The 26,392-nt window shown below is 63.1% G+C and carries 31 protein-coding genes; 14 read left to right on the forward strand and 17 right to left on the reverse strand.

The genetic code is table 11. The features are described from left to right. Positions 1 to 11 precede the first annotated feature (11 nt). The 6 genes from AC3WS7_RS18460 (at position 12) to AC3WS7_RS18485 (ending at position 3,566) form a co-directional block, all read left to right on the forward strand. Positions 12 to 1,118, forward strand: coding sequence for a patatin-like phospholipase family protein (locus AC3WS7_RS18460; protein WP_492657361.1), 1,107 nt, complete (start codon positions 12 to 14; stop codon positions 1,116 to 1,118). Then, entirely contained in the window at positions 1,115 to 1,873 is a 759-nt protein-coding gene (locus tag AC3WS7_RS18465; protein WP_492657362.1) for an SDR family NAD(P)-dependent oxidoreductase, read from the forward strand. The genes AC3WS7_RS18460 and AC3WS7_RS18465 overlap by 4 nt, the downstream gene beginning before the upstream one ends. A gap of 118 nt (positions 1,874 to 1,991) precedes the next feature. Beyond that, complete coding sequence (locus AC3WS7_RS18470) at positions 1,992 to 2,204, forward strand: hypothetical protein (protein WP_492657363.1); 213 nt, start codon at positions 1,992 to 1,994, stop codon at positions 2,202 to 2,204. A 231-nt stretch (positions 2,205 to 2,435) separates the two neighbouring features. Continuing rightward, positions 2,436 to 3,008: an SEC-C metal-binding domain-containing protein gene (locus AC3WS7_RS18475; RefSeq protein WP_492657364.1), complete on the forward strand. Its 573-nt coding sequence runs from the start codon at positions 2,436 to 2,438 to the stop codon at positions 3,006 to 3,008. 146 nt (positions 3,009 to 3,154) lie between these two features. Continuing rightward, a complete protein-coding gene (locus tag AC3WS7_RS18480; RefSeq protein ID WP_315494084.1) occupies positions 3,155 to 3,295 on the forward strand; it encodes a hypothetical protein in 141 nt (46 codons plus the stop codon). Positions 3,296 to 3,317: 22 nt separating this feature from the next. Then, positions 3,318 to 3,566, forward strand: coding sequence for a DUF3297 family protein (locus tag AC3WS7_RS18485; RefSeq protein ID WP_296464406.1), 249 nt, complete (start codon positions 3,318 to 3,320; stop codon positions 3,564 to 3,566). Positions 3,567 to 3,623: 57 nt separating this feature from the next. Here the strand turns inward: AC3WS7_RS18485 and AC3WS7_RS18490 are convergent, their stop codons facing one another. The 7 genes from AC3WS7_RS18490 to nhaR all read right to left on the reverse strand — a co-directional run bounded on the left by AC3WS7_RS18490 (position 3,624) and on the right by nhaR (position 9,920). Beyond that, positions 3,624 to 4,718, reverse strand: a complete 1,095-nt coding sequence (locus AC3WS7_RS18490; RefSeq protein ID WP_492657365.1) for a sulfate/molybdate ABC transporter ATP-binding protein — start codon at positions 4,716 to 4,718, stop codon at positions 3,624 to 3,626. A gap of 24 nt (positions 4,719 to 4,742) precedes the next feature. Then, positions 4,743 to 5,630, reverse strand: coding sequence for a sulfate ABC transporter permease subunit CysW (gene cysW / locus AC3WS7_RS18495; RefSeq protein WP_492657366.1), 888 nt, complete (start codon positions 5,628 to 5,630; stop codon positions 4,743 to 4,745). Between the two features lie 4 nt (positions 5,631 to 5,634). After that, positions 5,635 to 6,537, reverse strand: a complete 903-nt coding sequence (cysT, locus tag AC3WS7_RS18500; protein WP_492657367.1) for a sulfate ABC transporter permease subunit CysT — start codon at positions 6,535 to 6,537, stop codon at positions 5,635 to 5,637. Further along, entirely contained in the window at positions 6,538 to 7,539 is a 1,002-nt protein-coding gene (locus AC3WS7_RS18505) for a sulfate ABC transporter substrate-binding protein (protein WP_296464421.1), read from the reverse strand. A gap of 121 nt (positions 7,540 to 7,660) precedes the next feature. Beyond that, a complete protein-coding gene (locus AC3WS7_RS18510; RefSeq protein ID WP_492657368.1) occupies positions 7,661 to 8,512 on the reverse strand; it encodes a MipA/OmpV family protein in 852 nt (283 codons plus the stop codon). Next, positions 8,512 to 8,982, reverse strand: a complete 471-nt coding sequence (locus AC3WS7_RS18515) for a CopD family protein (RefSeq protein WP_296464427.1) — start codon at positions 8,980 to 8,982, stop codon at positions 8,512 to 8,514. Before AC3WS7_RS18515 ends, AC3WS7_RS18510 begins: the two co-directional genes overlap by 1 nt. 44 nt (positions 8,983 to 9,026) lie before the next feature. Then, a complete protein-coding gene (gene nhaR / locus AC3WS7_RS18520; protein WP_492657369.1) occupies positions 9,027 to 9,920 on the reverse strand; it encodes a transcriptional activator NhaR in 894 nt (297 codons plus the stop codon). Between the two features lie 133 nt (positions 9,921 to 10,053). Between nhaR and AC3WS7_RS18525 the strand changes: the two genes are divergently transcribed. Continuing rightward, the gene (locus AC3WS7_RS18525) at positions 10,054 to 10,575 is read left to right on the forward strand and encodes an Rrf2 family transcriptional regulator (protein WP_296464436.1); all 522 of its coding nucleotides are present in this window, start codon (positions 10,054 to 10,056) and stop codon (positions 10,573 to 10,575) included. Positions 10,576 to 10,626: 51 nt separating this feature from the next. Here AC3WS7_RS18525 and AC3WS7_RS18530 read toward each other — a convergent pair whose 3' ends face one another. From AC3WS7_RS18530 to AC3WS7_RS18555, 6 genes are all read right to left on the reverse strand, one after another. Beyond that, positions 10,627 to 11,187 carry an RBBP9/YdeN family alpha/beta hydrolase gene (locus AC3WS7_RS18530; protein ID WP_296464439.1) on the reverse strand — a complete coding sequence of 187 codons (561 nt, stop codon included), beginning with the start codon at positions 11,185 to 11,187 and terminating at the stop codon, positions 10,627 to 10,629. 139 nt (positions 11,188 to 11,326) lie between these two features. Then, positions 11,327 to 13,018: a SulP family inorganic anion transporter gene (locus tag AC3WS7_RS18535; RefSeq protein WP_492657370.1), complete on the reverse strand. Its 1,692-nt coding sequence runs from the start codon at positions 13,016 to 13,018 to the stop codon at positions 11,327 to 11,329. Positions 13,019 to 13,043: 25 nt separating this feature from the next. Next, positions 13,044 to 13,388, reverse strand: coding sequence for a protein tyrosine phosphatase family protein (locus AC3WS7_RS18540; RefSeq protein ID WP_296464445.1), 345 nt, complete (start codon positions 13,386 to 13,388; stop codon positions 13,044 to 13,046). 1 nt (position 13,389) lies between these two features. Further along, on the reverse strand, positions 13,390 to 13,833 hold the full coding sequence (locus AC3WS7_RS18545) for a DUF6691 family protein (RefSeq protein ID WP_296464451.1): 444 nt from the start codon (positions 13,831 to 13,833) through the stop codon (positions 13,390 to 13,392). 11 nt (positions 13,834 to 13,844) lie between these two features. After that, a complete protein-coding gene (locus AC3WS7_RS18550) occupies positions 13,845 to 14,276 on the reverse strand; it encodes a YeeE/YedE family protein (protein WP_492657371.1) in 432 nt (143 codons plus the stop codon). Beyond that, a complete protein-coding gene (locus AC3WS7_RS18555; RefSeq protein WP_492657372.1) occupies positions 14,273 to 14,626 on the reverse strand; it encodes an ArsR/SmtB family transcription factor in 354 nt (117 codons plus the stop codon). The genes AC3WS7_RS18550 and AC3WS7_RS18555 overlap by 4 nt, the downstream gene beginning before the upstream one ends. Positions 14,627 to 14,724: 98 nt before the next feature. Between AC3WS7_RS18555 and AC3WS7_RS18560 the strand changes: the two genes are divergently transcribed. After that, positions 14,725 to 15,597 carry an MBL fold metallo-hydrolase gene (locus AC3WS7_RS18560; protein WP_492657373.1) on the forward strand — a complete coding sequence of 291 codons (873 nt, stop codon included), beginning with the start codon at positions 14,725 to 14,727 and terminating at the stop codon, positions 15,595 to 15,597. Between the two features lie 40 nt (positions 15,598 to 15,637). Next, positions 15,638 to 16,261: a ubiquinol-cytochrome c reductase iron-sulfur subunit gene (gene petA / locus AC3WS7_RS18565; RefSeq protein WP_492657374.1), complete on the forward strand. Its 624-nt coding sequence runs from the start codon at positions 15,638 to 15,640 to the stop codon at positions 16,259 to 16,261. A gap of 100 nt (positions 16,262 to 16,361) precedes the next feature. On the opposite strand, the gene AC3WS7_RS18570 is transcribed toward petA, so the two are convergent. From AC3WS7_RS18570 to ccoG, 4 genes are all read right to left on the reverse strand, one after another. Then, entirely contained in the window at positions 16,362 to 16,856 is a 495-nt protein-coding gene (locus tag AC3WS7_RS18570) for a Dps family protein (protein ID WP_296464466.1), read from the reverse strand. Between the two features lie 136 nt (positions 16,857 to 16,992). Next, on the reverse strand, positions 16,993 to 17,886 hold the full coding sequence (locus AC3WS7_RS18575) for a YgaP family membrane protein (protein ID WP_492657375.1): 894 nt from the start codon (positions 17,884 to 17,886) through the stop codon (positions 16,993 to 16,995). Next, a complete protein-coding gene (locus tag AC3WS7_RS18580; RefSeq protein WP_492657376.1) occupies positions 17,879 to 18,127 on the reverse strand; it encodes a hypothetical protein in 249 nt (82 codons plus the stop codon). Before AC3WS7_RS18580 ends, AC3WS7_RS18575 begins: the two co-directional genes overlap by 8 nt. 10 nt (positions 18,128 to 18,137) lie before the next feature. Then, positions 18,138 to 19,607, reverse strand: a complete 1,470-nt coding sequence (ccoG, locus tag AC3WS7_RS18585) for a cytochrome c oxidase accessory protein CcoG (protein ID WP_492657377.1) — start codon at positions 19,605 to 19,607, stop codon at positions 18,138 to 18,140. 232 nt (positions 19,608 to 19,839) lie between these two features. Here ccoG and AC3WS7_RS18590 point away from each other — a divergent pair, with 232 nt between their 5' ends. The 5 genes from AC3WS7_RS18590 to AC3WS7_RS18610 all read left to right on the forward strand — a co-directional run bounded on the left by AC3WS7_RS18590 (position 19,840) and on the right by AC3WS7_RS18610 (position 26,210). After that, the gene (locus AC3WS7_RS18590; RefSeq protein WP_492657378.1) at positions 19,840 to 20,928 is read left to right on the forward strand and encodes an efflux RND transporter periplasmic adaptor subunit; all 1,089 of its coding nucleotides are present in this window, start codon (positions 19,840 to 19,842) and stop codon (positions 20,926 to 20,928) included. Positions 20,929 to 20,954: 26 nt separating this feature from the next. Further along, positions 20,955 to 24,263, forward strand: coding sequence for an efflux RND transporter permease subunit (locus AC3WS7_RS18595; RefSeq protein ID WP_492657379.1), 3,309 nt, complete (start codon positions 20,955 to 20,957; stop codon positions 24,261 to 24,263). A gap of 25 nt (positions 24,264 to 24,288) precedes the next feature. Then, positions 24,289 to 25,587, forward strand: a complete 1,299-nt coding sequence (locus tag AC3WS7_RS18600; protein WP_296464484.1) for an NAD(P)/FAD-dependent oxidoreductase — start codon at positions 24,289 to 24,291, stop codon at positions 25,585 to 25,587. 33 nt (positions 25,588 to 25,620) lie between these two features. Beyond that, positions 25,621 to 25,845, forward strand: coding sequence for a YgaP family membrane protein (locus AC3WS7_RS18605; RefSeq protein ID WP_492657380.1), 225 nt, complete (start codon positions 25,621 to 25,623; stop codon positions 25,843 to 25,845). A gap of 71 nt (positions 25,846 to 25,916) precedes the next feature. Beyond that, positions 25,917 to 26,210: a metal-sensing transcriptional repressor gene (locus tag AC3WS7_RS18610; protein ID WP_296464491.1), complete on the forward strand. Its 294-nt coding sequence runs from the start codon at positions 25,917 to 25,919 to the stop codon at positions 26,208 to 26,210. Positions 26,211 to 26,392: the final 182 nt, after the last annotated feature.

Genomic DNA, 26,392 nt, shown 5'->3' on the forward strand with positions numbered 1-26,392 from the left:
ATGTTGAAGCCATGACACAAGCGCAGAAATACCGACGTTGCATGGTGATGGCCGGTGGCGGTTTTCGGTATGGCATTTATCTGGGAATGTACGCAGCCGCGTGTGAGGTGGGCGAGCCCCCGGATGTGGTGCTGGCCAGTTGTGGCGCCTCCATCGCGGCGGCCTTGATCCACAGTGTGCCAGACGATGCACAGCGCAGGGCTTGGTTGGCGTCACCAGAGATGTACCAATTCTGGAGCAGCTTTCGCCCCGGGCCCAGCGCTGCGCTGCACCGCACCTTGTGGGGTGTGGCCCAGCGCGCGCTGCAACAGGGCGTGGCGCCCAAGGTGCCCGACTTGTTTGGCGACTACCTGTTTGCCGTGCCCCCCGCCTTGCCCGCGTTCCCCACACCTTCCACCCCATCTGCCCGCCAGGGGGCCACCGACGTGGCCATCATCGGCAGCCGCCTCTTGTTCACACAAGACGAGGTGGGCCAGCCGCGTGACCAGCGCAAGCTGTTGGAGGAAACCGTGTTTGGCCCACCACGCATTGGACAGCTGCTGCAGGGGGCGCCCTCGCCCTTTCACAGCGCCCAGTGGGGCAACACGGCGGTAGCGCCCATGGTGGCCACCGACAGCACCATGCCCCTGCCCGAGGCCGTGCGCATCTCCGTGTCCGACATGTTTTACTTTCCCGCCTATCGGCACGGGGCGGCCCACTACATGGGCGGCGTGGTGGACCTGTTCCCTATCGAGCTGGCGCAGCGGCTGGCACACCAGGTGGTGATCGAGTTCAAGCCTGCGTTTGATCACATCACTTCGGCGCCCGCTTGGCGTGCCGTACTCGGCGTCAACGCGCACCAGCGCCTGCGCCATGTGCACGCGCAGCAGGCCGATGTGTGGATCGACAGCTCCGACATCGGCCAGGCCCTGCCCACGCAAACCATGCAGAAGACAATGGCCTGGCGCAACAACCGCCTGGTGCTGCAGCCACCCGTCAGCCACGCCGTGTTTGCCCAGCACATGCAAGCCCAGTGGGATTACGGCTACCAGCGCGGTCTGGAGGCCTTTGCCCGCACGCCACGCGGCGCGCAAACGGGCATGCGCAAGGTTAATCGCTACAACCGGGAAGCGGCATGAAAGTCATGGTTATTGGGGGTACCAGCGGCATCGGTCTGGCGCTGGCCCGTCATTATCTGGAACACGGGCACGAGGTGGCCGTGTGTGGCCGCGACACCCAGCGCCTGCGCGGCACCGCGGTGGACGGTCACCCGCGCTTGCAGGCCCACGCGCTGGACATTGCCGACCCCGCCGCACTGGCCGCTGCATGGGCCACCTTTGCGCCAGACCGGCTGGACCTGCTCATCGTCACTGCAGGCATGTACTTCAACACCCGCGACCATGTGCTAGACGCGACCACCACCCTGCGCCTGCTGCAAACCAATGTGAGTGGCCTGAGCCACGCCTTTGAGCTGGCCGCCACGCGGATGCTGGCGCAAGGCAGCGGCCACTTGGTTGCCGTGTCCTCGGTGGCGGGCTTGCTCAAAGACTACCCTGGCGCCTCGGTCTACAGCGCCAGCAAACGCGCGGTGCTCAGCATTTGCCAAACCTACCGCATGGCACTGGCGCCCTTCTCCATTGCGGTTACCGCCATCGTGCCGGGTTATATGGACACCGCCAAACTGCGCGCACTGAATGGTGGCGACGCCAGCCACAAGCCTTTCCTGATGTCAGAAGAACAAGCCGTCGCGCGCATCGTGCAAGCCATAGATCGCAAAGACGCAACCGCCGTGTTCCCTTGGCAGATGCGTTGGGCCATCGCCGTGCTTAACTGCCTGCCTCTGTGGCCCCTGCTACGCCGGGTGCTGCCAAAAGGCCGGGCTCGGCAGGGGTGATTTGGGGCACGTTTTAGAGCCAAATTGGCCTATAACCCACGTAGAATATGCGCAAGTAGCTCCTAAATTAGGAGCATTTGCTTTGCTTCAACAGACCCTAACAGACTCCACCGCACCCATGAAATGGCTTGATCTCCTGCTGCGAAGGCGCAAGCCCCTCTCTGTCGAACAGCGCGCCCGCGATCTCATCAAAGCGGTAGACGCTGGCGGCCTGCCACTCAACGCGGCCATCGTCAACGACATCGCGCGGCAGCTAGGGCTGGAGGTGTCGAGCAAGGCGAGGATGGAAGAGACGATTGCGCGGATTCGGGTGGCGTTGGGGCGGGTTTAGTGCCGATAGGAGACTGCAATGCGGGGCGGACTTTCAAAGAAGATACCAAGTACTGGGTTGTGCAGGGCTTGGTCTCATTTTCGTTCGCGGCCACTCGGCATCGGGGTTGATTTATGAGATATAAATCAAGGACTTAGAGAATACACGGGAGAGAATCATGGGTGTATGTGGTTTTACTCATAAGACCTGTTTGACGTCCATAACACGTTGGGCATCACAATAGGAACGCACATGCCATCTGTCCCAGCCTTTTGCGATACCTGCGGCACTGTTTTCAATTCTGGAATATTCGTCGAGAACTCAACGAATGTTTCCTTCGCCGGGAACCGGTCGGGGCCATGTCCGAGTTGTGGTGGCATGGGGCATGTTCCGGATGGAGTTTTTAACTTCATTGGAAATGCCATTGAGATTCTCTCTGCTCCCGAAAGGACAATTGCCGAACTGACTCAGTTAACGCGAATACTGCGTGAAGCAAAGGCAAAATCTGAAACGCGAGAGCAAGTTGCGTCACGGATTGAGAAAGAAATCCCATTTCTCTCTAAGTTGGCCAAATTGCTGCCGGAAAATCGCTCGGAGCTATACGGCTTTCTTGCGATTGTCCTTGCTGCGGTCCAACTATGCACTCAAACGCCGACAGCCCCCAGTTCAACAACCATCAACGTTACGCAAGTAATTCAGCAAGTCGTAGCAGAGCCAAAGGCCAATAAAGCGGCTCCCGCGAAGTCGAAAAAGGTTGGTCGTAACGAGCTTTGCCCGTGTGGTAGCGAGGCTAAGTACAAACGGTGCTGCGGAGCGCTCAAGTGATGCCTAACCATTCCGTCGAATAAGACCACCCCCAAGACTACGCTTGTGGGTTCCCTTCGCGGCTTCGCCGCTACGGCGGCCCCTCACGTCCAACGTCAACGGCTGCTTCCAGTCCGCAGCCGCCCCATGCTTTACCATCACGCCCCATGAAGACAAGCTACATATTCGGCGCCATCCTCCTCTGCAGCATCGCCGGTGCACTGGTGGGCGCGCGCGCTACCAAGACGGTTCTGCTGGTGGTTACCGGCGTTCTCTCGGCCTACGGGCTGTTCCGCATTCTGGGCTGAGCCCGCACATCACTACGTACTTATGAACGACACCACCGAACGCCCCCCGCTGCCCGACCACCTGTCCATCGACCCGCGCAGCCCACACCATGTCGCCGCCGTGTTTACGCACGACATCGGCATCCGCTTCAACGACAAGGAGCGTATGGATGTGGAGGAATACTGCATCAGCGAAGGCTGGATCAAGGTGCCCGCGGGCAAAACCGTGGACCGCAAAGGCAAGCCTTTGCTGATCAAACTCAAGGGCAAGGTAGAGGCGTTTTACGCCTGAGCCCTCTGCTCTCTCCAGTAAAAAAGGCCCTTGCGGGCCTTTTTTTGTTGCTGGAACTTACTGCGCCACAAACACCCGCGCCTTGCGTGGGGTGAGGACGACGACTTCGCCCTCTTTCAAACCCAGCGCCTGGTATTCCTGCGCGCCAATCTGCGCCTCGATGATGTCGCCGCTGCCGGCCGCGCTGCTGTCTTGCGGCAGCAGTTCCAGCCGCGCAATGGGGCCGACCACAATGGCGCGCACCAGCTTGGCGGCAATGCCCGTTTGCCCGGTGCCGGCCTGGAAGCGTTCCACCGCCAGGTCGTGCGGGCGCACATAGGCAAAGGCCTTGGCGTCTTGCGCTTTGGCGTGCTCGGGCGTGGCCAGGCGCACGCCATGTTGGGCTTCGCCAATCAGCATTTCGCCTTCGTGGGCACGGCCGTGGAACAGGTTCACATCCCCCAGGAAGCCATAAACAAAGGGGGTTGCAGGGTGGTCCCACACTTCTTGTGGTGAGCCGATCTGTTCGATATTGCCGCTGTTCATCAGCACCACGCGGTCGGCCACTTCCAGCGCTTCTTCCTGGTCGTGCGTCACAAAGATGCTGGTCACATGCAGGTCGTCGTGCAGGCGGCGCAGCCAGCGGCGCAGCTCTTTGCGCACTTTGGCATCCAGCGCGCCAAAGGGCTCGTCGAGCAGCAGCACCTTGGGCTCCACGGCCAGGGCCCGGGCCAGTGCAATACGCTGGCGCTGGCCGCCCGAGAGCTGCGCCGGGTAACGGTCTGCCAGCCAGTCCAGCTGCACCAGTCCCAGCAGCTCATGCACTTTTTGTTTGATGACCGCCTCTGAGGGCCGCGTGGCGCGCGGCTTCATGCGCAGGCCAAAGGCCACGTTGTCAAACACCGTCATGTGGCGGAACAGCGCGTAGTGCTGGAACACAAAACCCACGTTGCGCTCGCGCACATGCACGTCGGTGGTGTCTTCGCCGCTAAAGAGGATGTTGCCCTGGTCGGCCGTTTCCAGCCCGGCAATGATGCGCAAGAGCGTGGTCTTGCCGCAGCCCGAGGGGCCGAGCAGCGCGACGAGTTCACCGGACTCGATGTCCAGGTTCACATCGCGCAGGGCTTTGAAGGTGCCGAAGTCTTTGCTGACGTTGCGGATGGCAATGCTCATGGTTCTAATCTCTGAAAATGGGGCTCAGGCCAAGGGCCGTTCGGGAGGGAGTTCCGCTGCGGCTTTCTGGTCGCGCTCAAACTGCCATTCCACAAAGGACTTGATGACCAATGTCACCAGCGCCAGCAGGGCCAGCAAAGAGGCAATCGCAAATGCGGCCACGGACTGGTACTCGTTGTACAAAATTTCCACGTGCAGCGGCATGGTGTTGGTCTGGCCGCGGATGTGGCCCGACACCACCGACACCGCGCCAAACTCGCCCATGGCCCGTGCGTTACACAAGATGACGCCGTAGATCAGGCCCCACTTGATGTTGGGCAGCGTGACGTGCCAGAAGGTCTGCCAGCCGCTGGCGCCCAGCACCTGTGCGGCCTGCTCTTCGTCGGTGCCTTGTGCCTGCATCAGCGGGATGAGTTCGCGCGCGATGAAGGGGAAGGTGACAAAGATGGTGGCCAGCACGATACCGGGCACGGCAAACACGATCTTGATGTCGTGCGCCTGTAGCCAGGGGCCAAACCAGCCGTGTGCGCCAAACATCAGCACATATATGAGGCCGGCCACCACGGGCGATACCGAGAAGGGCAGGTCCACCAGCGTGGTGAGGAAGGCCTTGCCCTTGAACTCGTACTTGGCAATGGCCCAGGCGGCGGCCACACCAAACACCAGGTTCAGCGGCACGGCAATGGCCGCGGTGATGAGCGTGAGGCGGATGGCGCTCCAGGCGTCGGGTTCCTTGAAGGCCTCCAAGAACGCATCGGCGCCTTTGCGCAGCGCTTCGGTAAACACGGCTGCCAGCGGCAGCACCAGGAACAAGAAGATGAACGCCAGCGCAATGCCAATCAGCGTCCACTTGACCCACGCGGGTTCAGTGGTGCCGGCCTTGGCGCGGCGGATGGTGCGGGTGTTACTCATGGCGTCAGGCTCCCGAACGTTTGCGTTGCCAGGACTGCAGCGCGTTGATCACCAGCAGCATGAAGAAGGAGGCCAACAGCATCACGGTGGCCACGGCGGTCGCGCCAGCGTAGTCGTACTGCTCCAGCTTGCCGATGATGATGAGCGGTGTGATTTCAGACAACATGGGCATGTTGCCGGCAATAAAAATGACGGAGCCATATTCGCCCACGCCACGCGCAAACGCCATGGCAAAACCGGTGAGCAGGGCCGGGGCAATGGTGGGGAAGATGACGTAGCGAAAGGTCTGCCAGCGGGTGGCACCCAGGCAGGTGGCGGCTTCTTCGAGTTCCTTCTCGGCGTCTTCCAGCACCGGCTGCACCGTGCGCACGACAAAGGGCAGGCCGATGAAGATGAGGGCGATCACCACGCCATTGCGGTTGAAGGCGAGCGTGATGCCGTAAGGCTCCAACACACTGCCGACCCAGCCATTGCTGGCCAACAGCGCCGTGAGCGAGATACCGGCCACGGCGGTGGGCAGCGCAAAGGGCAGGTCCACCAGCGCGTCAATGATCTTCTTGCCGGGGAACTGGTAACGCACCAGCACCCAGGCCACCAGCAGGCCAAACACGGCGTTGACCAGTGCCGCCAGAAACGAGGCGCCAAAGGTGAGCTGGTACGACGCAATCACCCGCGGGCTGCTCACTGCACTGACAAACTGCTCCCAGCTGAGGGTGAAGGTCTTGAAGACCAGGGCCGAGAGCGGGATCAGCACGATCAGCGCCAGGTAAAACAGCGTGAAACCGAGCGTGAGGCGAAAGCCGGGCAGCACGCGTTTGGCGGGCCGCTTGGCAGTCGGAGTGGCGGGCGAGGGCGGGGCTGCAGAAGGGCCGCCGGGCAGCCCCCCTGCCGTGGCGGCAGCTGTCATTTACTTAACGGTGTAGAGCTTGTCGAACTGGCCGCCGTCGTTGAAGTGCACTTTTTGCGCTTCGGCGAACGAGCCAAAGTAGTCTTCGGCGCGGAACAGGCTGATGGGCTTGAACACGTTGCCGTATTTCTTCAGGATGGTCTGGTTGGTCGGGCGGATGGCGTGTTTGGCGGCAATCTCCTGGCCTTCTTCGGAGTACAGGAAGTTCAGGTAGGCCTTGGCTTGTTCAGCCGTGCCTTTTTTGGCCACGGTGCGTTCCACCACGGCCACGGGGTTCTCGGCCACGATGGAGCTGCTGGGGTGGATGGCGTCGACCTTGCCGGCACCAAACTCCTTGTCCACGGACACCACTTCGGACTCAAACGTGATCAGCACGTCGCCGATATTGCGTTGCAGGAAGATGCTGGTCGCGTCGCGGCCACCCTTGGCCAGCACGGGCACGTTTTTGTACAGCTTGCTCACAAACTCGGCGGCTTGGGCGTCGGTGCCGCCCTTTTTGCGCACTTGGCCCCAGGCGGCCAGGTAGGCCATGCGGCCATTGCCGCCGGTTTTGGGGTTCACCACAATCACCTGCACACCGGGCTTGACCAGGTCGTCCCAGTCCTTGATGCCCTTGGGGTTGCCGTTGCGCACCAGGAACAGCATGGTGGAGCTGGTGGGGGCGGCGTTGTTGGGGAATTTCTTCGCCCAATCCTTGGCCACCACACCGGTGCCTGCCAAAAAGTCCACGTCGGTGGTTGTGTTCATGGTCACCACGTCGGCGTCCAGGCCATCGTTCACGGCGCGCGCCTGGGCGCTGGAGCCGGCGTGGGACTGGTCAATCTTGATGTCCTTGCCGGTGGTCTTTTTGTAGTTGGCAATGAAGGCGGTGTTGATGTCCTTGTAGAACTCACGCGCCACGTCGTACGAAACGTTCAGCAGTGTGGTTTGGGCTGCTACCAAATTGCTAGCTGTCAGCGCAATAACGGCGAGGGCTAGCGTGGCTTTTTGCTTGAAATTCATGGGGTGCTCCAAAGCAGGGGGGGTGTGGTCAAAACACAGAACCACGATTCTGGAGGCCGCCCCATCAAACCACAACGAATACTTCGTTGTTTGTATATGTGCCTATCGGTCTAAGCGTGGTTCAGTTTGCCGCCTTGGCGGTAGAGCGGCCCAGGGTCCAGTTCAGGCCCAGCCCGGCCGAGGTGCCGGTGGACTGCTGGTACAGCGGGCTGGCGGTATTGGCGGAACCCGCATAACTCTCGGCCCGCACAAAGGCAAACACCCGCACATCCGGCCCCAGGCTGCGCGACGCATTGAGCGTGAGCCGCGTGGTGATCAGCCCGGCCTGGGCCGTGTAGGCCGGGCGCTGGGCGGTGGCCAGGTCGGCTGGCACACCGTAAAAGTACTGGTTGAGCCGGCTGTCGCCCAGCACCAGGCTGGCGCTGGTGGACATGCGCCAGCCGGCACCCACGTCGCGCACCTCGTAGCGGATCTCGGGTTCCAGCGCAAAACCCTGGGTGCGCACGCCGTTGTTGATCTCTAGCACCGTGCGCAGCGGCAGCTCGTAGCGCACGCGGCTGCCCGTGCTGGGGCGTGCCAGGGTGCCTTTGAGCCGGGGCCCAAATTCGATCAGCGTGCCCAGGTCGGTCATGCCTTGGCGCGCCGGGATGTCCTGGGAGCTGGCTGGCAACGAGGCCGCAAAACCAAGGTCCAGTTCGGTGTCTTCAGTGCGCAGCAGGCGGGCACCCACGCCACCCCGGTCGGAGCGGAACACCTCGCCGCGGTAGATGAAGGTGGGCAGCACCAGGGCCCGCGTGCTGCGTTCGGTGGACGCGGGGTAGGCCGGGCTGGACAGGCCGCCGGCAAACACACCCAGCTCCCACAGCGGCAGCCCTTGCTCCTGGGCGTGGGCCGTAGCTGTCAGGCCCGTCAACAGGGCCAAAGCAGCCCATGCCGAGCCGCGCACGCCCTGCGGGTCAGCGGGGTTTGCCATCAGCGCACCAGGCGCACGGCCGCAATGGCGACCCAGCCCAGCACGAAGTTGGCAAGTACCAACTTGTGGATTTGCCCAGCGGCCTTCGCAGCAATGGGCCATTCAGCGGCGGCCACCGCACGCTGGAACTTGCGAAAACCAGCGAAGTAAATATGACCAAAGATCAGCATCATCGTGATGCCCAGCACCAGCATCAGGTTCCAGCCCAGGGGCACGCTGCCCGCGCCACTGGCCAGTTTGCTGGCCTTGAAGGCGGCGGTGTAGAGGTGTGTGCCGCTGAAGAACAGCGCGGCAATGGCCACCAGCACGATGGCGAAAAAGCGGCGCCACACCTCGCCCATCAGGCGCGCGCGGGGCTGGGCTTCCATCAGCGCCAGGGCGGCCGGGCGCAGTGCCAGCAGCATGAAGGTCATGCCCCCCATCCACACAATGCCCGCGACCAGGTGAATGAGCTTGGCGATGTCGTACATAAAACCCTTTGTGCAGCGTGAAGTGGAAGGCCCGGATTGTCGTCTCAGGTGAAGAGCTGGTCGCGCGCGGCGGTGGTAATGGCCACCACACACGGGTGGGTAATGCGCCGCTCCACCGACACCGCAAAGAACTCCTCCACCAGCTCGTCGCTGCGGCCAATCACCTCCACCCCAAACTGCTCCACGATGTCCTGCTCCATGACCGAGGGTGCCATGAACACGCCCCGGCCCTTGCGGCCAAAGGCGTTCATCAGTGCGCCGTCGTCAAATTCGCCAATCGTGGTGGGGTGGATCTGGTGGTGGCTGAGCCAGCCCTCCCACTGCTGGCGCACCGAGGCCTGGGCACCCTGCAGCAGCATGGGGGCGCCATTCAGGCAGGCCGGAAACGGCCCTTTCAGCTGCGCCTTGAGGGCCGGTGTGCAAAAAAAGCTCATGGGGCTGCGCCCCAGCGGGTGGTTAAAGGCCTTCACGCTGATGCGTTTGGACATCGGCTCGTCGGCAATCACCAGGTCCAGCTGGTTCAGCGCCAGCTTGGCCAGCAAGTCGGGAAACTTGCCTTCGCTGCAGATCATGCGCACCGGGGCCTCCACTTCCAGCGCCGGCTCCAGCAGCCGGTAGGCCAACGATTTGGTCACCGAGTCGGCCACGCCCACCTTGAAATCCAGCACCCGGCGTTTGCCGCTGGCCTGGCGCACGGCGTTTTCCAGCTCGGCGCCCAGCGTGAAGATCTGGTCCGCGTAGCCCAGCGCCAGCCGTCCGTCCTCGGTCAGCTCCAGGTTGCGCCCGCTTTTCTGGAACAGCTTGCGCCCCAGCCAGTCCTCCAGCAGCTTGATCTGGCCCGACAGCGTTTGCGGCGTGGTGTGCAGCTGCTCCCCGGCGCGCATCACGCCGCCCGCCTTGGCGGTGACCCAAAAATAGTGAAGATGCTTGAAGTTCATGGCGCGCCCTCTGAAACAAACTGAAACACTGCGAAATAATCGAAGTAAAAAAATACAAAATACGAATTTACGCGAAGCATACAAGACCCTACAGTTCGAGTCTTCCTAGTCACTTACTCAAAGGAGTAAACGTATGCGACTCAGTACCCGAGGCCGTTTTGCCATCACCGCCATGATTGACCTGGCCCTGCGCGAAAGCGCGCAGCCCGTGCCATTGCAAGACATCGCGCTGCGGCACCGCATCTCTTTGTCGTACCTGGAGCAGGTGTTTGCCAAGCTGCGCCAGCACGGCCTGGTGGAAAGCACCCGTGGCCCCGGTGGCGGCTACACCCTGGGTTTCCGGGGCAACAGCATCACCGTGGCCGACATCATTGGTGCGATCGAAGACACCGCAGAAGCCAGCGCCCCGCGCGATGGTGTGCAGGACATGACGCAGGACCTGTGGGCCGCGCTGCAGACCACCATCGTGGCGCACATGAAAACCATCACGCTGAAAAGCCTGGCCGAAGAGCAGCGTGCCAAGGGCTTCCAGGTGCAAGAACGCAAGCCCGCCAAAAAAGGCGTGCTGCAAAAGATCAAGCCACTGGCACCGGTGCGCACCAATGCGCCCAACTCGGTGTTTGCCTTGGCCAACTCCTTGGCCTTGCGCGGCTAAGTTTCAAGCCAAAAAGGCCTCTAGCCCGCTTGGATATTGCGCAAGCAGCTCCTAAATTGCGAGCGATTCGGGGGCGCTGACCGCCACGCTGTGGGCAACGCCCAGCGACTGCAGCAGCGCCAGCCCCAGCGGCCAAGGGCCAAAGCCGGCCTCCACATTGATGTGGCCGGCGTCTTGCAGGCGTACAAACTCGCTGCCCCAGGCGCGTGCGTACGCGCCTGCGGTGCGCACCGGGCAAAACGGGTCGTTGCTGCTGGCCACCAGCACGCTGCGGTAGGGCAGGCGCTGGTAGGGCACCGGGGCAAAGTCGGCCAGAATGCCGCGCCGCTCGGGGTCGGCCGGGGCCACCAGCAAGGCCCCCTGGATCTTGGCCGCCACCTCGGGGGGCAGGTGGGCGGTGGCAATGCAGCCCAGGCTGTGGGCGGCAATCACCACCGGGCCGGGTTGTTGAAGAATGGTGTGTCCGATGGACGCCACCCAGGCCTTGCGCACCGGGGTGATCCAGTCGTCCTGGTGCACGCGCACCGCGCCGGGAATGCTGTCGGCCCACAGCGTTTGCCAGTGGCCGGGGCCGGAGTCGCGCCAGCCGGGAACGATGACAAGGGTGACCATGGGTGTTGCGCGGGAGCGCCAAATGCTGAACAGAGCCGCATTGTGAGAACCCGGCTTTAAAACCCAAACTACTTATTTCCCATTTGTATATAGCGAACTCAGCCGTAGAGGCATCGCTGCCACGCGCAGAAATGCCCGCTCAGTGCGCCACAAAGGCGTCGTGCACGCTTTGGTACACGCGGCCTTGCAGCCGTTGCCCCAGCACGGTGGTTTGCAGGCGGTCCATCACCGGGCCTTTGACTTCGGCCAGCTCCAGGCGAATGCCGCGTGCCGCCAGGCTTTGCTCCAGCGCGGTCAGCATGCCCAGCGCGGTGGCGTCAATCTGGTTGACGGCCGAGCACACCAGCAGCAGGCGGCGGATGCTGGCATCCGCCTGCACCAATGCTTCGATGCGTTCTTCCAGCGCGGTGGCGTTGGCAAAAAACAGGCTCTCGTCCACCCGCAGCGCCAGCAGGCCCGGCACGGTCTGTACCGCATGGCGCTCCACGTTGCGGAAGTGCTCGGTACCCGGCACGCGCCCCACCACCGCCATGTGCGGGTGGCTGCTGCGCCACACCAGCGCCGCCAGTGACATGGCCACGCCCAGCACGATGCCGGTTTCCACGCCCAGCACCATCACCCCCAGCGCCGTGGCCAGGAGCGACAGCGCATCGGCTCGGTCGTAGGCCCAGCTGGCCTTGAGGGTGGCCACGTCCACCAGCGATGTCACCGCCACCAGAATGCTGGCCGCCAGCACCGTCAGCGGCAGGTAATAGAAGAGGCCGGTGAAGAAATAGATGATGAGCGCCATGAAGGCCGCGGTGATCAGCGAGGCCAGCGGGGTTTGCGCGCCCGCGGCAAAGTTGATGACCGAGCGCGACAGCCCGCCGTGCACCGGGTAGGCGCCTGACAGTGCCGCCGCCACATTGGCCGCGCCCAGACCCCACAGCTCGCGGTCTGGCGCAATACGCTGCTGGCGCTGCATGGCAAACGACTGCGCCACCGACACACTGCCCACAAAACCCACCAGTGAAATCAGCAGTGCGGGCAGCCACAGTTGGCCCAGCTCGGTGAGGCCCGGCAGGGTGACGCTAAGTGCTGGCAAGCCGGCAGGCACCGTGCCCACCACCGCCACGCCACGGGCCACATCCCAGCTGCCCCAGGCGACCAAGCTGGTGCTTGCGGCCACGGCTGCAATGGGCGCCATGCGGGCCAGCAGGTCGGCGGCCTGGCTGGCCACACCGGCACGGCGCAGGGTGTTGGCCAGGTAATGCCTGCTCCAGAACAGAAACACCATGCTGCCCAGGCCCAGCGCCAGGCTGGTGAGGTTGGTCTGGGGCAGGGCGCGCCACAGGCCCTGCAGCGTGGCCCAGCTGGAGCTGCTGGGCGCGGCCACCCCCAGGATGTATTTGAGCTGGCCCAGTGCAATCACGATGGCCGAGCCGGTGACAAAACCGCTGACCACCGGGTGGCTCAAAAAGTAGGCCAACCAGCCCAGGCGCAGCGCACCAAAGGCCAGAAACATCACGCCTGAGATCAGCGCCAGGTGCATGGCCAGTTGTGCGTATTCGGTGGTGCCTGCAATGGCCAGCGGCTGCAGCGCACTGGCCGTCATCAGCGCGGCAATCGCCACCGGCCCCACGGCCAGCGTCATGCTGGAGCCCACCAGCGCATACGCCACCACGGGCAGGATGCTGGCGTACAGCCCCATCTCTGCGGGCAGGCCGGCCAGGAGGGTGTAGGCCAGGCTTTGCGGAATCACCAGCACTGCCACGATGAGCCCGGCCGATACGTCACCTCCCAGCCAGGCGCGCTGGTAGTGGCGCAGCCAATCGGGCAGAAACTTGGGCATGCGGGCCGTGGCCGTGAGAACGGGTTTAACGGGCGGTTTGGGCCAGTTCGAACATTTGGCCCGCGCGCATGCCGGAGCGGCAGAAGGCCAATACCGGGGCTGGCAACTCCTGCAAGGCCTTGTGCATGGCTTGCACCTGCTCGGCGGTGTAGGCGCCGCTCACCACGGGCAGGTGCACATAGGCCAGGCCCGCGGCTTGGGCCGCGGCTTCGATGGTGCTGCTCAGTGGTTGTTCGGCGCCGCCTTCGTGGTCCGGGCGGTTGTTGAGGATGGACTTGAAGCCCTGGGCCGCCACTTCGGCCACGTCTTGCGGGCTGAGCTGGGGGGCCACAAAAAATGCGGGGGTGATTGCACGTGCAGAAATAGCCATTTCAAACTCCTTGTGACAACGCGCGGTGCGCGCGGGATTCCAACCATTCAAAAACCAGCATGCCCGCCACCATGGCGGCCACAAAAACCCAGACTTTGGCATCACCCAAGCCCAGCGACACCAGGGCCGGGCCCGGACAAAAGCCCGCCAGTCCCCAGCCCACGCCAAACAAGGCGCTGCCGCCCAGCAGGCGTCGGTCGATCACCGTGGCCTGGGGCAGAAACAGGGCGGTGCCCAGCAAGGTTTTGCTGCGCCCTTTGGCCACGGTGAAAGCGCCCAGGCCGACCGCAATGCCACCGCCCATGACCAGAGCCAGCGAGGGGTCCCAGGCGCCTGCCAGGTCCAGAAACGCCAAGACCTTGGAGGGGTCGGTCATGCCGGCCAGCATCAGGCCCAGCCCAAACAGCAGGCCCGCCAGAAATTCAAATGCGCGTTGCAAGTTCATGGTGGGCACCCCTAAGCCAGCACGTGGCGAACGATGAACACGGTGGCAAAACCGGTGACCATGAATGTGAGCGTGGCCGCCAGGGAGCGCGCCGACAGGCGCGAGAGCCCGCACACGCCGTGGCCACTGGTGCAACCTGCACCATACCGCGTACCCACCCCCACCAGCAGGCCCGCCACCACCAAGGTGACCCAGCCGGCGTCAATGCGCACTGTCGGCAAAGGGGCCATCCACGAATACACCAGGGGCGACACCAGCAGCCCGGCAAAAAAAGCCAGGCGCCAGCCCAGATCGGCACGCGCACCGCGCAGCATGTCGCCCAGGATGCTGCTGATGCCCAGCACCCGCCCGCTCACCAAAATGAACAAGGCCGAGGCCATGCCCAGTACGAGGCCTCCGCCCAGCGAGGCCCAGGGCGTGAAGTGGGTCCAGTCAATCGTCATGCTTGTGAATCCGTGGGAGTTGCGCAAAACTGGCTGTACAAGACTTCGAGCAGGGCCAAAGCCTCGGGGCTGTTGATGCAGTAATAGATGTTTTTGCCTTCGCGGCGGGTGCTCACCAAGCCCTCGTCGCGCAGCACGCCCAGTTGCTGGGACAGCGTGGGCTGCAGCACGCCCACTTGTTCCTCCAGCTCCCCCACGCGCATTTCGCCTTGCGCCAGCTGGCACAGCAGCAGCAGGCGGTCGGGGTTGGACAGGGCTTTGAGCAAACGGCAGGCGCTGTCAGCAGACTCGCGCAGCCGCCCCAAGGCCAAAGCCGCTGGGGGAGGAGCATCAGGACGTAGGGGGTTCATTCCGGGCAAGGGCGGTGAAGACATTGGATATTCTATTGACAAACAATATATCAATCAATAAACTATAAATTCACTAGTTGAACTCGCAGGGTCATTCCATGGCAACGCATCCCGTCCCCGCCGTCCAGGCGTTTTTCGATCCAGCCACCTGGACCGTGAGTTACGTGGTGTACGCCGCGCCCGGTGGCGACTGCGCCATTGTGGACGCGGTGCTGGACTATGACGCAAAGTCCGGCCGCACCAGCACCGCCTCTGCCGACCGGATGGCGGACTTTGTACGTGCGCACAAGCTCACCGTGCAGTGGATTCTGGAAACCCATGCGCATGCCGACCACCTGTCGGCCGCGCACTACCTGCGTGGCACCCTGGGCGGCAAGATCGCCATTGGTGCGCCGATTACCCAGGTGCAAAAAGTCTTCCAATCCATCTTCCACCTCGAAGACAGTTTTACCCCCGACGGCAGCCAGTTCGACCACCTGTTGCAAGACGGCGAAGTGATTGCGGTGGGCCCCCTGTCGCTGCAGGCCTTGGCGGTGCCGGGCCACACCCCGGCGTGTATGGCGTTTCAGGTGGGGGACGCCGTGTTTGTGGGCGACACCCTGTTCATGCCAGATGTCGGCACGGCACGCTGCGACTTTCCGGGGGGTGACGCGCACGTGCTGTACCGCTCCATGCAGCGCCTGCTGTCCTTGCCGGACACCACCCGCCTGTTCATGTGCCACGACTACCCGCCCGCAGGCCGAAGTGCCCAATGGGAAACCACCGTGGCAGCACAAAAGGCCACCAACATCCATGTTCACGACGGCGTCACCGAGGCGGAGTTTGTGGCCATGCGCCAGGCGCGCGACGCCACCCTGGCCATGCCCAACCTGATCCTGCCCTCGGTGCAGGTGAACATCCGTGCCGGCGCCTTGCCACTGCCCGAAGCCAATGGTGTGGCCTACCTCAAGGTTCCGCTCAACGCGCTGTAGCCGCAGCACACCCCATTCCAACCCGCCCAAGGAGGGCACCATGACCAGCCTGACACTTCCTTCCAGCCCTTTGCCCACGGAGCCCACCGCCGCCAACCCGGACCGCCGCACCTGGATGCTGGCCACCGGCGCCGTGGGCGCAGCAGGTGCATTGGCCACGGCAGTCCCGTTTGTGGCGAGTGTTGCGCCCAGCGAACGCGCCAAAGCCATGGGCGCTGCGGTGGAGGTGGACATTGGCGACTTGCTGCCCGGCCAGACCAAAACCGTGGAGTGGCGTGGCAAACCGGTGTGGATTACCCGCCGCAGCCCGGAGATGGTGGCGGCCCTTGCGGGCCAAGAGGGCAAGCTGGTGGACCCGCAGTCGCAACGCGAACAGCAACCCGAATACGCCCAAAACGCCACCCGCTCGCGCACGCCTGATGTGTTTGTGGCGGTGGGCATTTGCACCCACCTGGGTTGTTCACCCACTGCGGTGGCTGCCGGCACCAGCAACCCCAGCCTGGATGCGGACTGGGCGGGTGGCTTCTTCTGCCCCTGCCATGGTTCTACGTTTGATGGTGCGGGCCGGGTGTTCAAGAACAAACCCGCGCCCACCAACCTCGAAATCCCGCCGCACTACTTCGCCGGTGCCAACCGGGTTGTTATTGGCGAAGACGCTGCCTAGACAAATTGCTCCTATATTGATAGCTGCTTGCGCAGTATCCATAAGGGCCAATGGCACTTTTGACCATTAATCCAGCCCGCTAAGGGGCTGGCCGGGGCACTTACTCCGCAATCAGGCTGCGCAGCATCCAGGCGGTCTTTTCGTGCACGTCGATGCGCTGGGTCAGCACGTCGGCCGTGGGCTGGTCGTTGGCGGCGTCCACCACGGGGAACAGCTTGCGTGCGGTGCGGGCTGCAGCTTCCTGGGCCGCCAGCAGGTGGTGCACCATGTCGTTGGCGTTGGGCACGCCGTCCACTTCCTTGATGCTGGCCAGCTTCACAAACTCCTTGTAGGTGCCCGGCGCCGGAAAGCCCAGCGCACGGATGCGCTCCGCAATGATGTCGAGAGCCGCCCATTGCTCGGTGTACTGCGCCATGAACATGGCATGCAGGCTGTTGAATTGGGGGCCGGTCACGTTCCAGTGGAAGTTGTGGGTCATCAGGTACAGCGTGTAGCTGTCTGCCAAGAGGCCAGACAGGCCATCCGCAATCTTCTTGCGGTCGCGGTCGTTGATTCCAATGTCAATCGCTACTTTCTTACCCAAACTTTTTGCCATACACGCTTCTCCTTGAGTGCACTGCCCTGCAGGGGGCCAACGGAATGCGGGGCGCCGGTGCGCCTCGCAATTGCCATCTCAGTCTATCAATTTGGCCTGGGGCCTGGCGCGTACCCGCGACCAAAGCCATGCGTTCTCAGCCGCGTTGCAAATAAACTTTCACGAAACTGCTTTTGAGCTTTTCGCCCAAAGCGGGCAGCGCGTCGGGCTGTTGGCTGCGGGCCGCAGCCTCCAGCGCATCCAGGTTGCGCCGGATCGCCTGGATGTCCGCGTCCTGGGCCTCTGCTTCTACCGCCGTGAGCTTGTCACTCACACCGGGATAAAGGGTTGCCAGCTTGGCACTGTCTTTGGCCTGTGCTGCGTCCAGTACCAGTTCCATGGCGTCATGAAAATCAACCAGCGCCACGGCCAGCAAGGAAAAGCCATTGCGCTTGAACACGTCCTGAAACACAGGGCGCACTTGCTCCAGCGCCAGGTGCGCGGTTTGCAAATCTCCGGTCTTCACGAGCCCGGCCACGTCGCCTACCATCCGACGCACCCGGTCCAGATCGGCAATCCATTGCGTATCGCCGCGCAGTGCAAAGGGTTGGTAGCGGGTGTACTTGCTTGCAAACCCTTCCAGGGCCGGTACCAGCTGTGCGTACTGCGCATTGGCCTTTTCCCGCTCGTTCTTGCCGGTCAGAAACAAGGTTTGTTTGTAGAAGCCGTTCATGGCATTGAAGTCTTCGAGGAAGAACTTGCGGCTTGCAAAATCGCTCGCGTAGCTGCCCCCCACCAGCGTTGCCAGCAGCACGGCCCAGGCCATGCCGCTTCGTACCGGGCTGGCCGGTGCGGCGTCTGCCGTGTGGGTGCTGATGCCCAGCAAGCGGTACAGCGGGCAGAAACGCAGCGCCGCAGTGGCCAGCATCACCACGCTGGCGGCGTAGGCGGCCCATTGCCAGGCCCCGCTGAGCCAAAAGAAGCCGAGCACCAGCAGGCAAACGCCGGCAAGTGCGCGTACAAAACGGTCGATGGGGTGGGTATTAGCCATGGTCAGGTCCTTGGTTGAGTTCGGTGGCCGACAGGCCCAGGGTGTAGGTCAGCCAGCTGCTGGCCGCAGTGACACTCCAGAAGGCGAAGAAGGCCAGTGTGTAGATGCCCTGGTGACCCAGGCCCCGGCCACGCGCCCAGCCTTGCAGGTCGTGCGGGTCAAACAGGGCAAACACCACCATCTCCATCACACAGGCCGCCAGAAACGCGGGCCAGACCACCAGCATCCATTTCTTTTGCATAGTGCCTCCTTCAGCGGGGAACAATAAACACCGACTTCTCCACCACCTTGGCAGGGTTCTGCCGCGCGGTGATGACGAATTCGAACGGATGTGAACCTGCCACGGCGGCCTCATACGGCATTTGCACCCGCACCGCCACCCAGCGTGCTTGCGCGGGGCCGATGGCCAGCGTGGCTTGGTCCATGGTGGCCTGGATGCCGTCCAGGCCCTCAGCTTTCACCTCAAATTCCTGCGCCTGCTCGGTAGCGTTCATGATTTGCAGGCGGTAGACGTTTTCCATCTTGCCGCCCGCCACGATGCGCGCCAGCGTTCCGCGGTCACGCACCACATCCACCTTGAACGGGTCGCGCAGCGCCAGGCTCACGCCCATGGCGACCAGCACCGAGGCCAGGATGCCCACGTACACCAGCACCCGTGGGCGCAACACATGGCGCAGGGTTTGGGACCGGGTCCAGTGCTGGTGCACCGCGTTTTGGGTGGAGTACTTCACCAGGCCGCGGGGGTATCCCACCTTGTCCATCACCGAGTCACACACATCGGCACAGGCACCGCAGCCAATGCACTCGTACTGCAGGCCCTTGCGAATATCGATGCCGGTGGGGCAGACCTGCACACACAGGCTGCAGTCCACGCAGGCCCCCAGGTTCAGGGCCCGTGGGTCGGCCTTTTTGGAGCGGGCGCCGCGCGGCTCACCCCGTTCGCTGTCGTAGGTGACGATGAGCGTGTCCTTGTCAAACATGGCGCTCTGAAAGCGTGCATACGGGCACATGTATTTGCACACCTGTTCGCGCATGTAGCCGGCAAAGCCATAGGTGGCAAAGCCGTAAAAGAAGATCCAGAAGGTTTCCCAGGGGCCCAGCGTCCACTGCAACACGGCGCCGCCCAGGGCGTGGATGGGGGTGAAGTAACCCACAAACGTAAAACCCGTCCACAGGGCCACCGTGATCCACATGCCTTGTGTGGCGCCCTTGCGCCAGACCTTGTCCCAGTTCCAGGGGCCGGCATCGCGCCGCATGCGGGCCGAGCGGTCACCCTCTGCAAGTTTCTCCAGCCACAGGAAGATCTCGGTGTACACGGTTTGCGGGCAGGCATAGCCGCACCACAGGCGGCCCGCCACCGCGGTAAACAGGAACAGCGAAAACGCCGAGATCACCAGAATGCCCGTGAGGTAGATGAAGTCCTGCGGGTAGAGCACCAGGTTGAAGATGTAGAAGCGCCGCGCGCCCAGGTCAAACAAGACCGCCTGGCGTTGACCCCATTCCAGCCACGGCGTGAAATAGAACACCAGCTGCGTCAGAAATACCAGCGCCCAGCGCCACTTGGCGAAGTAGCCCGAAACACTGCGCGGATAAATCCTTTTGTGCGCCTCGTACAGGGCCACCATTTCCGGCTCGGCACCCGGTGGGGCCTCGATGGGGCTGCGGTCGCTGGAGGCGGCGATGGGGATCACTTTGCGGGGGGAGTCGGCATGGGGATGCATGGAAATACCTTGAGCATATTGACCGTGTATGGATAGCAAGAATACAGGTATGGGTATAAAAATAGATGATTTACATCAAATTCATGGAGATTTTGCGACTTTTTCCCGCATTTTTAGCCCGGATTCTTTCACCCAGGAATGGTGAATTTAAGAAATTTGAAGGTAATTTGCAGAAATGGCTTGATACCCAATGGGGTATTAAATATACTGCACAGGGTATCAAGGAGTCACCATGGCGCACAGCACATCCATTCCGTCTTTCCGTCTTCGCCCTCTGGCGCTCATGGCAACCATGGGCTTGGCCGCAGCGTTGGCGTGGGGCCCCGCAAGCGTGCAGGCGCAGGCTTTGCCGACGTTTACCGTCGGCCTGAAGCAAAGCGGCGCCAGCACTTTTCTGGATGGTGTGGTCCAGCCCGTCAAACAAAGCACCGTGTCTGCCCAAGCCTCCGGCCGTATTGCCAGCTTTGTGGTGAAGGCGGGTGACAAGGTCAAAGCCGGCCAACTGCTGGCCACCATTGACGACCGCGAAGCCTCCGTGGGCCAGCAGCGCAGCCAGGCCCAGGTGGACCAGGCCGACGCCGACCTGCGCAACGCCAAAGCCAATTTCGACCGCACCCAAGATTTGCAAGCCAAAGGGTTCATCAGCCAGGCCGCGCTGGACACCGCCGATGCCCAGCTCAAAAGCGCCAAAGCCCAGCGCGACCAGGCCAGCGCCGCCAGCCGCCAAAGCAGCCTGGCCCAGGGCTTTACCCGCGTTACCGCCCCGTTTGATGGTTGGGTGCTGCAAACCGACGCCCAGGCGGGCGACCTGGCCGTGCCCGGCAAGCCGCTGCTGGTGATCTACGCGCCCCTGCCCCTGCGGGTGGTGGTGCAGGTGCCCGCCTCCCGTGCCGCGCTGGTGGGCCAGGCCGCCCATGTGCAAGTACAGGCCGGTGAAGCCCAGCCTGACGCCTGGATCACCCCCAGCGCCACCAGCGTCATCCCGTCCTCGGACCCGGTGTCGCAAACCACCGAATGGCGGCTTGAGCTGCCCGCCGCGCAAAGCGCGGGGCTGGTGCCCGGCCTGCAAGTGCGGGTGAAGTTCAGCGCTGCCGCCGCCGCCAACCGCAGCCTGCTGGTGGTGCCAGAGCAGGCCATCGTCCGCCGCGGTGAGTTGACCGCGGTGTATGTGAAAAACGGCGAGGTCTTCACCCTGCGCGCTGTACGCCTGGGCCAGAAGTTGGGCGCCGACGGCACCGAGGTACTGGCTGGCCTGAAGGCCGGTGATGTGGTGGCACTGAACACCCTGCGCGCCGCCCAGGCCCGGCCCTCCAGCAAATAAGCCGCCACCACCGAACCGAGGCTGCCATGCACGCTCCTGAATCCACCCCCCAAAAACTGGGCGCCTCCGGCCGCATTGCCGCGGCCTTCCAGTCCAACGCGCTCACACCGTTGCTGGCGCTTGTGGCGCTGCTGCTGGGCCTGTTTGCCGTGTTGGTCACCCCGCGCGAAGAAGAGCCCCAGATCAACGTCACCATGGCCAATGTGCTGATATCCTTCCCCGGGGCCAGCAGTGCCGATGTGCAAAACATGGTGGCCAAGCCTGCCGAGCAGGTGCTGGGCCAGATTGCCGGCATCGAACACACCTACTCCGTCTCCCGCCCCGGCGTGGCGGTGCTCACCGTGCAGTTCAAGGTGGGCGTGCCCCGCACCGAAGCGCTGGTGCGCCTGTACGACGTGCTCAACGCCAACCAGGACTGGTTGCCCCGCGACCTCGGTACCCTGGCCCCCATCGTCAAACCCAAGGGCATTGACGATGTGCCGGTGGTCGGCATCACGCTGTGGAGCCCAGAGGGCACCCCCGCCAGCGAGCTGGAAGCCGTGGCCCACACACTGGAAGGCGAGCTGAAGAGCGTGCCCGGAGTGCGTGAGGTCACCACCATTGGCGCTCCCGGTCGCTCCATCCAGATCGACATTGACCCCACCCGCATGCGCGACCGGGGCGTGGACCTGTTGAGCCTGCAAAAGACCATTGCTGCCGCCAACTTCGGCATGCCCGCCGGCACCGTGGTGGACAACCAGGCCAGCCCAGGCGGCGCCCAGATGCTGAGCGTAGAGGCTGGCGAGTTCTTGCGCAATGCCGACGACGTGGCCGACATGGTGGTGGGTGTCAGCAAGGGCAAGCCCGTGTTCCTGCGTGACGTGGCCCGCATCAGCACCGGTGCCCAGCAGGCCGGCAGTTATGTGTGGTTCATGCAAGGCGCCGCCAATGGATCCAACCCCAGCGGCGTGGCCGCACCGGTGGGCCAGGCGCTGCCCGCTGTCACCATCCAGGTCACCAAAAAGCCCGGTGAAAACGCGGTGGATGTATCGCGCGCGGTGGGCGAACGTCTGCAGGCGCTGCAAAACACCGTCATTCCCGGCGACATGCAAGCCACCGTGACCCGCGACTACGGCGAAACCGCGGCCGAAAAAGCCAACAAGCTGATCCAGAAGCTCGCCTTCGCCACCGGCTCCGTCATTTTGCTGGTGGGCTTTGCGCTGGGCCGCCGCGAGGCGCTGATCGTGGGGGCCGCCGTCATCCTGACGCTCACCGCCACGCTGTTCGCCAGCTGGGCCTGGGGCTTCACGCTCAACCGCGTGTCGCTGTTCGCCCTCATCTTCTCCATCGGCATCCTGGTGGACGATGCGATTGTGGTGGTGGAAAACATCCACCGCCACCAGCAGCTCACGCCCAACGATTCGCTCAAGGCCATCATTCCCCGCGCGGTGGACGAAGTGGGCGGCCCCACCATCCTGGCCACCCTCACCGTGATTGCGGCGCTCTTGCCCATGGCCTTTGTGTCCGGCCTCATGGGCCCGTACATGAGCCCCATCCCCATCAACTCCAGCCTGGGCATGGCCATTTCGCTGGCCATTGCCTTCACCGTCACACCCTGGCTGGCGCTCAAGTTCATGCGCGAGCATGGTGCGGGCCACACGGCGCACGCAGCCACTGCCACGGCCCAGCCCGGCAAGGTGCAGCGCATTTTTGACAAAGTCCTCATGCCCCTGCTGCAGAGTGCCCGCAAGCGCTGGTACCTGCTGGGCGGCATTGTGGGCGCACTGTTGCTCTCGGTCAGCCTGGCACTGGTGCCCAGCTCCATGGTGGGCGTGGTGCTCAAGATGCTGCCGTTCGACAACAAGAGCGAGTTCCAGGTGGTGGTCGACATGCCCGCCGGCACCGCGCTGGAAGACACCGCCGCGGCCCTGCAAGACCTCAGCGCCTACCTGGCCCAGCAGCCCGAGGTGCTGAACCTGCAAGGCTACGCCGGCACCGCCTCGCCCATCACCTTCAATGGCCTGGTGCGCCAGTACTACCTGCGCGCCGATGCCGAGCAGGGCGACCTGCAAGTGAACCTGGTCGATAAGAAGCACCGCAGTGAAAAAAGCCACGTGATCGCCCAACGCTTGCGCCCGGCGCTCGAAGAGATTGGCGCCAAACACGGCGCCCGCATCAAGGTGGTGGAAGTGCCGCCCGGCCCGCCCGTCATGTCGCCCCTGGTGGCCGAGGTGTATGGCCCTGATGAAGCCGGCCGCCAGGCCCTGGCTGCCAAGATTGCCCAGTCGTTTGACGCCACCGATGACATCGTGGGGGTAGACACCAGCCTGCGTGAAGACGCTCCGCGTGCCTTCCTGCGCGTGCGCCGCCAGCGCGCCGAGTCCTTGGGCATTCCCGTGGCCGCGGTGGCGCAGACCGTGTCGGGCGCACTCAGCGGTGCCGATGCGGCCTACCTGCACGATGGCCAAAGCAAGTACCCCGTGCCCGTGCGCATCCAGCTGCCGCTGGAGAGCCAGGTGGAGCTGGAGCGCATCCTGGGCCTGTCGCTGCGGGCCGCCAACGGCCAACTGGTGCCACTGTCCGAGTTGGTCACCGTGGAGCGCGGCATCATCGACAAGCCCTTGTTCACCAAAGACCTCAAGGGGGTGAGTTATGTGTTTGGCGACATGGCCGGCAAGCTGGACTCGCCCCTGTATGGCCTGTTTGCCATTCGCAGCACCATGGACAAAGCGGCCAAAGAAGGTGACGCCACGGTGGGCGAATACTGGATTCACCAGCCCACCGATACCTACCGCGGCTACGCCCTCAAGTGGGACGGTGAATCACAAATCACCTACGACACCTTCCGCGACATGGGCGCTGCCTACGGCGTGGGCCTGATCCTCATCTACCTGCTGGTGGTGGCCCAGTTCAAGAGTTACCTCACGCCGCTGGTCATCATGGCGCCGATTCCGCTCACCATCATCGGGGTGATGCCGGGCCATGCCCTGCTGAACGCGCAGTTCACCGCCACCAGCATGATCGGCATGATTGCGCTGGCCGGCATCATCGTGCGCAACTCCATCCTGTTGGTGGACTTTATTGAGCTGCAGGTGAGCCAAGGCATGGTCTTCCGCACGGCCGTGTTGCAGTCGGCTGCTGTGCGTGCACAGCCCATTGTGCTCACTGGCGTGGCCGCCATGATTGGTGCCTTCTTCATCCTGGACGACCCCATCTTCAACGGTCTGGCCGTCTCCCTCATCTTCGGCATTTTGGTGTCCACCCTGCTCACGCTGGTGGTGATACCGGTCTTGTATTACGCGCTGTACCGGCGCCGTATGGAGTCGCGCGAAGACGCGGCCCTGTCAGGTACGTAAACCCCATCCCCCAGGAGACAACACCATGGCCCATATCGTTATCGTCGGTGCAGGCATAGGCGGCATGCCCGCCGCGTATGAAATCCGCGAGCTGCTTGGCAAAGAACACAAGATCACGGTGGTCAACAACACCGACTACTTCCAGTTTGTGCCCAGCAACCCGTGGATTGCTGTGGGCTGGCGCCAGCGCGAAGACATCACCCTGCCCATCGCGCCTTATCTCACCCGCAAGGGCATTGGTTTCATCCCCAAAGGGGTGGAGACGATTGACGCCGCTGCCAACCAGCTCACCCTGGTGGGCGGTGAAACACTGGCCTACGACTACCTGGTCATCACCACCGGCCCCAAGCTGTCGTTCAGCGAGGTGCCGGGCGCCGGCCCCGCATCGCACGGCGGTGGCGGCTTCACCCACTCGGTGTGCAGCGTGGACCATGCGCAGGCCTTTTTTGCCGACTACGAGAACTTCCTCAAGAACCCCGGCCCGGTCATCATCGGCGCCATGCCGGGTGCCAGCTGTTTCGGCCCGGCCTACGAGTTCGCTTTCATTCTGGATACCGACCTGCGCCGCCGCAAGCTGCGCCACCTGGTGCCCATCACCTATGTGAGCAGCGAGCCCTACATCGGCCATCTGGGCCTGGGCGGCGTGGGCGACAGCAAGTCCATGCTGGAGTCCGAAATGCGCAACCGCGACATGAAGTGGATCACCAATGCCAAGACCACCAAGGTCGAAGAAGGCAAGATGTTTGTGACCCAGCTCGACGACCTGGGCAACGTCTACAAAGAACACGAGTTGGGCTTCAAGCTCTCCATGATGTTGCCTGCTTTCAAGGGCGTGGATGCCGTGGCCGCCGTGCCCAATCTGTGCAACCCGCGCGGCTTTGTGATCATTGACGAGTACCAGCGCAGCAAGGTCTACAAGAACATCTTCTCTGCGGGCGTGTGCGTGGCCATTCCGCCGGTAGAGGTGACCCCCGTGCCCACCGGCACGCCCAAGACGGGCTACATGATCGAGAGCATGGTGGGCGCCATTGCCCACAACCTGGCCGACGACATCAACGGCGGCCCCGCCAATGCCAAAGGCACCTGGAATGCCATCTGCCTGGCCGACATGGGCGACACCGGTGCCGCCTTTGTGGCGCTGCCGCAAATCCCGCCACGCAATGTCAACTGGTTCAAAAAAGGCAAGTGGGTGCACCTGGCCAAGATCGCGTTTGAAAAGTACTTCATGCGCAAGATCAAGAAGGGCAACTCCGAGCCTGTGTACGAGAAATACGTGCTCAAGGCTTTGGGCATCGTCCGACTGGCCGAGAAACCCAAATCCTGAATTTCAACTTCATTAACTTCACCGGAGAACACCATGACCGTCGCACGCTACATCCACCTGTTTGCAGGCACCTTCATCCTCTTGTCGCTGGCCCTCGGCGTGCAGGGCAGCCCCCTCTTTGTGTCGCAGTGGTGGCTGGCCTTCACTGCTTTTGTGGGCGCCAACCTGTTCCAGTTCGGCATCACCGATGTGTGCCCCATGGGCTGGATGCTCAAGAGGCTGGGCGTGCCCGAATCCAAAGTGGCTTGCAGCCGCTGAGGTTTAACCCCGTGGCACCGCTTCCGTCCGGCTCCGAAGACAATACCCCCCAGACTATTCTGGAGAATTGCATGAAGACCGCATTGACTGACGAAGCCGCCCGCACCGATGTGCTGAACCGCCTGCGCCGCGCCGAAGGGCAGCTGCGTGGCATTCAGCGCATGGTGGAAGAGGGCGAAGACTGCCTGAAGATCGGCCACCAGTTCTCGGCCGTGCGCAAGGCGCTGGACAGCACCTACCTGCGCATGACCCTGTGCTTTCTGGAGCAGGAACTGGAAACCCGCATGCATCCGGATGCGTCGCAAAAAGACGATATGGATGACATGTTCAAAAACCTGGAAACCATGTTGGCCCGCATGCGATAGCGGCCCGCACTTTGGAGTGACACCATGCAACGCCCCCCGTTCGCCCCCCGTTGGAAAGCGCTGAGCCTCGCCCTCGCTTTGGCAGGTGGTGCGCTGCCCCCCCTCCAAGCCCAAAGCCTGGTAGACCTGTACACCGCCGCACGCGGCTTTGACGCCAGCTACCAATCCGCCAAGAGCCAGTT

It is taken from the genome of Rhodoferax sp. EU05-FHT12H12, assembly GCF_058791215.1.